Origin of the sequence: Cupriavidus numazuensis (assembly GCF_905397435.1) — a bacterium.
In the GTDB taxonomy this organism is placed as follows: Bacteria; Pseudomonadota; Gammaproteobacteria; order Burkholderiales; family Burkholderiaceae; genus Cupriavidus; species Cupriavidus numazuensis.
The window spans coordinates 40,743-48,818 of the sequence record NZ_CAJPVI010000062.1; the positions used below are offsets into that span (position 1 = coordinate 40,743).

Below are 8,076 nucleotides of genomic sequence, written 5' to 3' on the forward strand. Positions count from 1 at the left end.
GGCGTAGCCGGCGAGTCACTTTTGTCCGAGCGACAAAAGTAACCAAAAACGCGTTTTGGTTGCCCCAAAGGGGCGAATTTTTATCGTAGTGTGCTGGGGGTGTTGTACGGGTATGGGCTTCAGAGTCAGTTACGCTGCCTGCCGCGTGGGGCACCACCGTGAGTGGGAATACGGCGATGATTGAACGAGCCCTGCAAGCGTTCGTGGCCCCTGCTGCGAGCGATATCGTGTGATCGCCTTCGGCTGCGCTACGCGCAGAGCTCAAGTCTGAGCACACAGGCCCAGGGCAAACCACGCCTCGGTAACGAGGCCCGCGCATTGCATGCGCCAAGTGGAGAGAGGGAGAAGAAATACAGACCTCGGGCGTCAGCGACGTTGGTGAGCTTGCGCCCCGACTAGGATGCGCGCGCAGCGCAGCCGAAGGCGTCCCACCACTGACCTGATTGAAACGCTGTACCCGAGTCCGTCTTGGGGATCGTCCAAAAGTCGTGCCGCGTCAGGCACAGGTTCTGACTCACATGGCGTAGCAGGGTCGAACCACTGACCACCATCGCAGGCGTCCAAAGCCGTTTGAACCACTGCCACCGTGGAATTGATGGCCAGCGGCAACGACGCGCTTTTCTGCCTACTCTTTTGTCGCTCGGACAAAAGAGTAGGTCGCCGGCTACGCCGGCGAAACAGCGGCGCCTGCCAAGAACGATAACCCGGTCTCAACCAAAACCCGCCGGCTACGCCGGCGAAACAGCGGCGCCTGCCAAGAACGACACCCCAATCCCAACCACAAAACCCCCACCCTTACTGCCTAGCATTGCGAAGATTATCCGGCCAAGCCGTATTAAAATTAGTCCGGAACGGATTAATATCCAATCCCCCACGCCGCGTGTAGCGAGCATAAACAGCAAGCTTCACCGGCTTACACTCCCTCATCACGTCCATAAAGATCCGCTCCACACACTGCTCATGAAACTCGTTGTGGTTGCGGAAAGAGATCAGATATTTGAGCAGCCCTTCCTGATTGATCGGCGCCCCGACATACCGAATCTGCACACTGCCCCAGTCAGGCTGCCCGGTCACCAGGCAATTGGACTTCAGCAGATGCGACACCAGCGTTTCCTCCACCGGTGATTCCTGCTGGTCAGCCTTCAGCAATTCAGGCGCCGGCTCGTAGCGATCGACTTCGATGTCCAGCCGATCGAGCAGCAAGCCATCGAGCTCCCCCATCTTCTGCTTGCCCAGATCGGCTTCCGTCACCAACCGCACCTGCACGGTGCCGCCGGTCGCTTCCGACAGATCATGGTGCAGCAGTTGCTGCAGCGCTTCAGGCGAGGCGATCTTGGTCTGGTTGAACGAGTTCAGATACAGCTTGAACGACTTCGATTCGATGATGTTCGGCGTATCGGACGGGATGATGAACGTGGCCAGCGCGACCTGCGGCTTGCCGCGCATGTTCAGCCACGACACTTCATACGCATTCCAGATATCCACGCCGAAGAACGGCACCGGCTTGCCTGCGGGCAGGCCGATTTCCGTGCGCTTGGGCTGGCGCGCGATCGGGAACAGCAGCGTCGCGTCGTATTCCGTCTTGTAGGCCGAGGGCTTGCCCAGCGGCGAGTGTTCAGGAAGGCTCATGCTTGATTCCCACGGTCGGAGAGGAACAGCTTGTAGACCGGGTTCTCCGTCTCGTCCCAGTGTACGTAACCCAGCGTCGAAAGGAAGGCGCGGAACGCGCGCTTTTCGTTCTTCGGCACCTGGATGCCGACCAGGATGTTGGACGTGTCGCCACCTTGGTTGCGGTAGTGGAACAGGCTGATGTTCCAGTTCGGGCTCATGCTCGACAGGAACTTCATCAGCGCGCCCGGGCGCTCGGGGAACTCGAATCGATAGAGCAGTTCGTCATGCGCGAGCGGCGAGACGCCGCCCACCATGTAGCGGATGTGCTGCTTGGCGAGTTCGTCGTTGGACAGGTCCAGCGTGTCGAAGCCGTGGCGGCGGAAGCCCGCGGCGATCTTGTCGTTTTCGGCGCGGCTCGCAATTTGCACACCGACGAAGATGTGCGCAATGTTCTTGTCGGCGATGCGGTAGTTGAACTCGGTGACGCTGCGCGTGCCTACCAGTTCGCAGAAGCGCTTGAAGCTGCCGCGCTCTTCGGGGATGGTGACGGCAAACACGCCTTCGCGCGCCTCGCCCACTTCGGCGCGTTCGGCGACGAAGCGCAGGCGGTCGAAGTTCATATTGGCGCCGCAGGCGATCGCGACGAGGTGCTCGCCCTTGAGCTTCTCCCGCTCGGCGTACAGCTTGAGGCCGGCGACGGCCAGCGCGCCGGCCGGTTCCAGGATGCTGCGCGTGTCCTGGAACACATCCTTCACCCCCGCGCAGATCGCGTCGGTGTCCACCAGCACGATCTCGTCGACGAGCTCGCGCGTGATGCGGAACGTTTCCTTGCCGACCAGCTTGACCGCGGTGCCGTCGGAGAACAGGCCCACGTCCTTGAGTTCGATGCGCTTGCCCGCTTCGACCGAGCGCTTCATCGCATCGGAGTCCACCGTTTGCACGCCGATCACCTTGATCTCGGGGCGCACGGCCTTGATGTAGGACGCGATGCCGGAGATCAGGCCACCGCCGCCGATCGCGACGAAGATCGCATGGATCGGGCCCGGATGCTGGCGCAGGATTTCCATCGCGATGGTGCCCTGGCCGGCAATGACTTCCGGATCGTCGAACGGATGGATGAAGGTCAGCTTGTGCTTCTTCTCAAGGATCGCCGCGTGGTTGTAGGCGTCGCTGTATGAATCGCCGTGCAGCACGATCTCCACCCACTTGCCGCCGCGCTCGCGCACCGCGTCGATCTTTACCTGCGGCGTGGTCACCGGCATGGCGATGATCGCGCGGCACTGCAGGCGCGCCGCCGACAGCGCCACGCCCTGCGCGTGGTTGCCGGCCGAGGCCGCAATCACGCCGCGCCTGAGTTCGTCCTGCGTCAGCGACGCCATCTTGTTGTACGCGCCGCGCAGCTTGAACGAGAACACCGGCTGCGTGTCCTCGCGCTTGAACCACACCGAGTTGCCGGTGCGCGCCGACAGGTTGTGCGCGAAGGTCAGCTCGGTCTCCTGCGCCACGTCATAGACCTTGGCGGTCAGGATCTTCCGGAGATAGTCGGGTTTGGAGGAGGCGGGCTTGCGGTTCATGTCTGCGGTTGGCGATGGGCCCTGGCGGCGCGACGCAGAACGGCGCGGGGAAGGGCAAAAGGGCGCAAAAAAGGCCGGAAATTTTGGCGGAAACCGCCAATGATAAAGGATCGGAACGCCGCACAAGGTCTGGAACGACGACCGGTGCCCCGGCCGGGGTGGCGCCGCGAGCACTGCCGCGCACGGGGGATCACACCAATGTGACCACCTGTGCCGTGTAGGACAGCGCCCGGTAGGCGCTCGCCGGAATCACATGTACGGTTTTACGCGATGCCCCCGTTACCGCTTATCGAACCCAATACCGCGCTGTTTCTCGACTTCGACGGTACGCTGGCCGATCTCGCCCCGCGGCCCGAGCTTGTGCAGGTGGAGCCCGAACTGGTCGGGACGCTGCACAGGCTGTACGACCGCCTGGATGGCGCGCTCGCCATCGTGTCCGGCCGGCCGATCATTGAACTCGACCATTTCCTGCAGCCACTGTTGCTGCCGGCCGCCGGCGTGCACGGTGCGGAACTCCGCACTGCCGGCGCGCAGATCGAGATGAAGCCGGCCCCTGGCCTCGAGCCGTTGATTCCGCCCCTTGAAGCACTGGTGCGCCGGCATCCGGGCCTGCGCCTCGAGCGCAAGTCCGTGGCGGTTGCCATCCACTATCGCGAAGCGCCTGAACTCGAAGGCCTGGTGCGCGCGGCAGTCACCGACGTGCTGCGCCATGCGATCGGGCTGGAGGGCATGCCCGGCAAGATGGTGGTGGAGATCAAGCCCGCCGGCATCAACAAGGGCGATGCGATCGCAGCGTTCATGAACATGCCGCCGTTTGCCGGGCGCGGCCCGGTCTTTGCCGGCGACGATGTGACGGATGAAGCAGGCTTCGCGGTCGTGCGCAAGCTCGGCGGCGTTGGCGTGCTGGTAGGCCAGCGCGAGACCATGGCTACGGTCAGCGTCACCGGGCCGGCCGCACTGCGCTGCTGGCTACACCGCTCCGCGCGCGCATTCGATGGCACACCGGCCCCGGACGAGCGGCCGGCGGTGTCCGATCCACAACGAGATCTTGAGGGGGATTCGCTGTGACAACCACAAGCAACCCAAGCAGCCCGTCGGAACTGGGCGGGCAGCCGTCGGAAGGCGTGCACAAGACGGTCGACGGCGGCGCGATTCATGCCACGCCATCGCTGTCACTCGGCATGATCGGCAACTGCGCGTTCTCGGCGCTGGTAGACAGCCGCGGCCGCATCGTGTGGTCGTGCATGCCGCGCTTTGACGGCGATCCGGTCTTCAATGCGCTGCTCGACCCGAGCGAAAACGCAGGCCATTTCTCGATCGAGATCGAGGACTTCCAGTCTTCGAGCCAGTGGTACGAGCCCAATACCGCCGTGCTGCGCACGCGCGTGACGGACATCCACGGCAATTGTCTCGAGATCACCGACTTCGCGCCGCGCTTCTTCCGGCTCGGCCGCTATTTCCGACCGATTACGCTGGTGCGCCGCATCCGTCCGGTGCGCGGCGCGCCGCGCGTGCGCGTGGTGGTCGCGCCGCGTTTCGACTGGGGGCGCAAGGTGCCGGAGCTCACGCGCGGCAGCAGCCATGTGCGCTTCATCGGCGACAACATGACGCTGCGCATGACCACCGATGCGCCGCTTGCGTACGTGCTGTCGCATACCCCGTTCCTGGTCACACGCAACCACAATTTCATCCTCGGCCCCGACGAGACGCTCAACCACGGCGTCGAAGAAACCGCACGCGACTTCGAGCAGGAGACCACGTCCTACTGGCGGCTGTGGAGCCGCCGGCTGGCAGTGCCGCCCGAATGGCAGGACGCGGTGATCCGCGCGGCCATCACGCTCAAGATGTCGCTGTACGAGGAAACCGGTGCGATCGTCGCCGCCATGACCACGAGCATCCCCGAAGCACCCGGCAGCGGGCGCAACTGGGACTACCGCTACTGCTGGCTGCGCGATGCGTTTTTTGTGGTGCGCGCGCTCAATAGCCTGTCCGAAGTCGGCACCATGGAAGACTACCTGCGCTGGCTGTCGAATGTGGTCATGCAATCGCAGGACGGACATATCCAGCCGCTGTACGGCATCGGGCTCGAGCGCGAATTGCCCGAAAGCATCTTCGACCACCTGCCCGGCTATCGCGGCATGGGTCCGGTGCGCGTCGGCAACCAGGCGCAGGAGCACTTCCAGCACGACGTCTACGGCAATATCGTGCTGGGCGCCGCACAGGCGTTCCATGACCACCGGCTGCTGCATCGCGGCGGCCCGGCCGAATTCCGCCGGCTCGAAGAGGTGGGCGAGCAGGCTGTGAGGGTGTTCGGCACCCCCGATGCGGGCATGTGGGAACTGCGCACGCGTGCCCGCGTGCATACCTCGTCGGCGCTGATGAGCTGGGCCGCTTGCGACCGCCTCGCCAAGGTCGCCGAGAAGCTCGCGCTGCAGTCGCGCGCCGAGTACTGGCAGGGCCATGCACAACGCATGAAGGACCGCATCCTCGCCGAGTCCTGGAACGAGTCGCGCCAGGCGTTCGCCGAAAGCTTCGGCGGCCGCGAGCTCGATGCGAGCGTGCTGCTGATGGCCGAGGTGAACTTCATCGAACCGCGCGACCCGCGCTTCATCTCCACGATCAAGGCGCTCGAAGACACGCTTTGCGACGGCCCCTACATGCGCCGCTACGAGGCCCCCGACGACTTCGGCAAGCCCGAGACCGCGTTCAACATCTGCACCTTCTGGCGCATCGACGCGCTCGCGCGCATCGGCCGGCGCGATGAAGCGCGCGAGATCTTCGAGTCCATGCTCGCCGCGCGCAACCCGCTGGGCCTGCTGTCCGAAGACACCCACCCCATCACGGGCGAGATGTGGGGCAATTTCCCGCAGACCTATTCGATGGTCGGGCTGATCAACGGCGCCACACGCCTGTCGGCGCCGTGGGACAGCGTGATCTGAGCGGAACGGGACGGGGCATGACAAACACGATCAACCATCTATGCCAAGACTAGTAGCGGTATCTAACCGGGTTGCCGATCCGCGCAACGTTGCCGCGGGCGGCCTCGCCGTGGCTTTGTCCGAAGCGCTGCGCCAGACTGGCGGAATGTGGTTCGGCTGGAGCGGCAAGGCGCTGGAAGCGAGCCATGGCGGCACGCCTGGCGAAGGGGAGCTGCACTTGCAGCAGGCGGGCAATGTCACGCTGGCCACCGTGGACATGTGCCGCGAAGACCATGACGCCTATTACCTCGGCTACAGCAACGGCGTCCTGTGGCCCGCGTTCCACTACCGGCTGGACCTGGCCGACTTCGACTCGAACTACCTCAACGGCTACCGTCGCGTGAATCAATTGTTCGCGCGTAAGCTGGCGCCGCTGCTCAAGCCCGATGACATCATCTGGATCCACGACTACCACCTGATCCCGCTGGCGGCGGAGCTGCGCGCCATCGGTTGCGGACAGCGCATCGGCTTCTTCCTGCATATCCCGCTGCCGCCGCCGCTGATCCTGGCCGCGATCCCGCAGCACGACTGGCTCATGCGCGCGCTGTTCGCGTACGACCTGATCGGTTTCCAGAGTCACACCGACCTGGAGCATTTCTCGCGCTACGTGCAGAACGAAGCGTTCGCCGAGCCGATGGGCGAACACCGCTACCGCGCGTTCCATCGCACCGTGCGTGCTGAGGCTTTCCCGATTGGCATCGATGTGGAGGAGTTTCGGGAACTCGGTCGGGGCGCCGAAGCGCAGGAGACCTTCGACATGATGTGCGGCCAGTACGCGAGCCGCCGGTTGCTGCTCGGCATCGATCGGCTCGACTACTCCAAGGGCCTGCCGCAGCGGCTCAAGGCGTTCTACCGGCTGCTGGCCGAGTATCCGGAAAACCGCATGAGCGCGACACTGGTACAGATCGCGGCGCCGTCGCGTGAATCGGTCGATGCCTATGCCGACCTGCGCAGCGAGATGGAGCGGCTGACCGGTGCCATCAATGGTGAATTCGGCGAGTTGGACTGGATGCCGGTGCGCTATATCCATCGCACCACCGCACGCAAGCGGTTGCCGGGCTTGTGCCGCGCGAGCCGCGTAGCGCTCGTGACGCCGCTGCGCGATGGCATGAATCTCGTTGCGAAGGAATTCATCGCTGCGCAGGATCCTGAAGACCCTGGCGTGCTCGTGCTGTCGCGCTTTGCCGGCGCGGCCGAGCAGCTCAAGGAAGCGCTGCTGGTGAACCCCTACGACACGCAGGCCACCGCGCAGGCGATCCAGCAGGCATTGCACATGCCGCTGGCCGAGCGGCAGGCGCGGCATGAGAAGCTGCTGGAGCGCATTCGTGCGCAGGATGTGCACTGGTGGAGCCAGGAGTTTCTGCGGGCGCTGACGGAAACAGACGGCGGCTGAGGGCTTTGGGTTTTGCCTGCGGCTGCTGAAGGAGTGTTGCCATGAGCGAGAAGCTGGAATTGCAGACATGCACGCCGTGCCGTGGGGGTATTCCTCCGCTGGAACGGGCAGAGGCCGAGGTGCTATTGGTCGAGACGCCAGGATGGACGCTTGCTGATGACGGCGGTCGGCTTGAACGGAGCTTCACGTTCCGCAACTTTGCGCAGGCGCTGGAGTTTGTTAATGGTGTCGGGCGGCTGGCTGAAGAGCAGGGGCATCATCCGGAAATCAGTTTTGGATGGGGGCATGCTACGGTGTCCTGGCGGACCAAGAAGATTAAAGGCTTGCATAGGAATGACTTTGTTATGGCGGCTAAGACGGATAGGGTGGCGGAGGGGATCGGGGATCAAGGGTGAGGGGCTTGTCGTTCGGGCTGGGTTATCGCTCTTGGCAGGCGCTGCTGTTTCGCCGGCGTAGCCGGCGAGTCACTTTTGTCCGAGCGACAAAAGTAACCAAAAACGCGTTTTGGTTGCCCCAAAGG

General features: G+C 63.9%; 6 protein-coding genes. 4 read left to right on the forward strand and 2 right to left on the reverse strand.

Features of this window, described 5'->3' with window-relative positions:
- Window positions 1–795 precede the first annotated feature (795 nt).
- Window positions 796–1,629, reverse strand: a complete 834-nt coding sequence (queF, locus tag KHO41_RS34160) for an NADPH-dependent 7-cyano-7-deazaguanine reductase QueF (RefSeq protein ID WP_211957646.1) — start codon at window positions 1,627–1,629, stop codon at window positions 796–798.
- On the reverse strand, window positions 1,626–3,185 hold the full coding sequence (gene ilvA / locus KHO41_RS34165) for a threonine ammonia-lyase, biosynthetic (RefSeq protein ID WP_211957647.1): 1,560 nt from the start codon (window positions 3,183–3,185) through the stop codon (window positions 1,626–1,628). Before ilvA ends, queF begins: the two co-directional genes overlap by 4 nt.
- A 270-nt stretch (window positions 3,186–3,455) precedes the next feature.
- On the opposite strand from ilvA, the gene otsB reads away from it, so the two are divergent.
- The 4 genes from otsB to KHO41_RS34185 are packed head-to-tail and all read left to right on the forward strand — an operon-like array spanning window position 3,456 to window position 7,951.
- On the forward strand, window positions 3,456–4,253 hold the full coding sequence (otsB, locus tag KHO41_RS34170; protein WP_211957648.1) for a trehalose-phosphatase: 798 nt from the start codon (window positions 3,456–3,458) through the stop codon (window positions 4,251–4,253).
- 56 nt (window positions 4,254–4,309) lie between these two features.
- Window positions 4,310–6,124 carry a glycoside hydrolase family 15 protein gene (locus KHO41_RS34175; protein WP_211957656.1) on the forward strand — a complete coding sequence of 605 codons (1,815 nt, stop codon included), beginning with the start codon at window positions 4,310–4,312 and terminating at the stop codon, window positions 6,122–6,124.
- 40 nt (window positions 6,125–6,164) lie between these two features.
- Complete coding sequence (otsA, locus tag KHO41_RS34180; protein ID WP_211957649.1) at window positions 6,165–7,556, forward strand: alpha,alpha-trehalose-phosphate synthase (UDP-forming); 1,392 nt, start codon at window positions 6,165–6,167, stop codon at window positions 7,554–7,556.
- Window positions 7,557–7,597: 41 nt separating this feature from the next.
- The gene (locus tag KHO41_RS34185) at window positions 7,598–7,951 is read left to right on the forward strand and encodes a 4a-hydroxytetrahydrobiopterin dehydratase (protein WP_211957650.1); all 354 of its coding nucleotides are present in this window, start codon (window positions 7,598–7,600) and stop codon (window positions 7,949–7,951) included.
- Window positions 7,952–8,076: the final 125 nt, after the last annotated feature.

Excerpts from the sequence above, each read along its gene's own strand:
- ilvA (WP_211957647.1), bottom strand. The coding sequence starts at position 3,185 with ATGAACCGCAAGCCCGCCTCCTCCAAACCCGACTATCTCCGGAAGATC.
- KHO41_RS34185 (WP_211957650.1), top strand. The coding sequence starts at position 7,598 with ATGAGCGAGAAGCTGGAATTGCAGACATGCACGCCGTGCCGTGGGGGT.
- otsB (WP_211957648.1), top strand. The coding sequence starts at position 3,456 with ATGCCCCCGTTACCGCTTATCGAACCCAATACCGCGCTGTTTCTCGAC.
- queF (WP_211957646.1), bottom strand. The coding sequence starts at position 1,629 with ATGAGCCTTCCTGAACACTCGCCGCTGGGCAAGCCCTCGGCCTACAAG.
- otsA (WP_211957649.1), top strand. The coding sequence starts at position 6,165 with ATGCCAAGACTAGTAGCGGTATCTAACCGGGTTGCCGATCCGCGCAAC.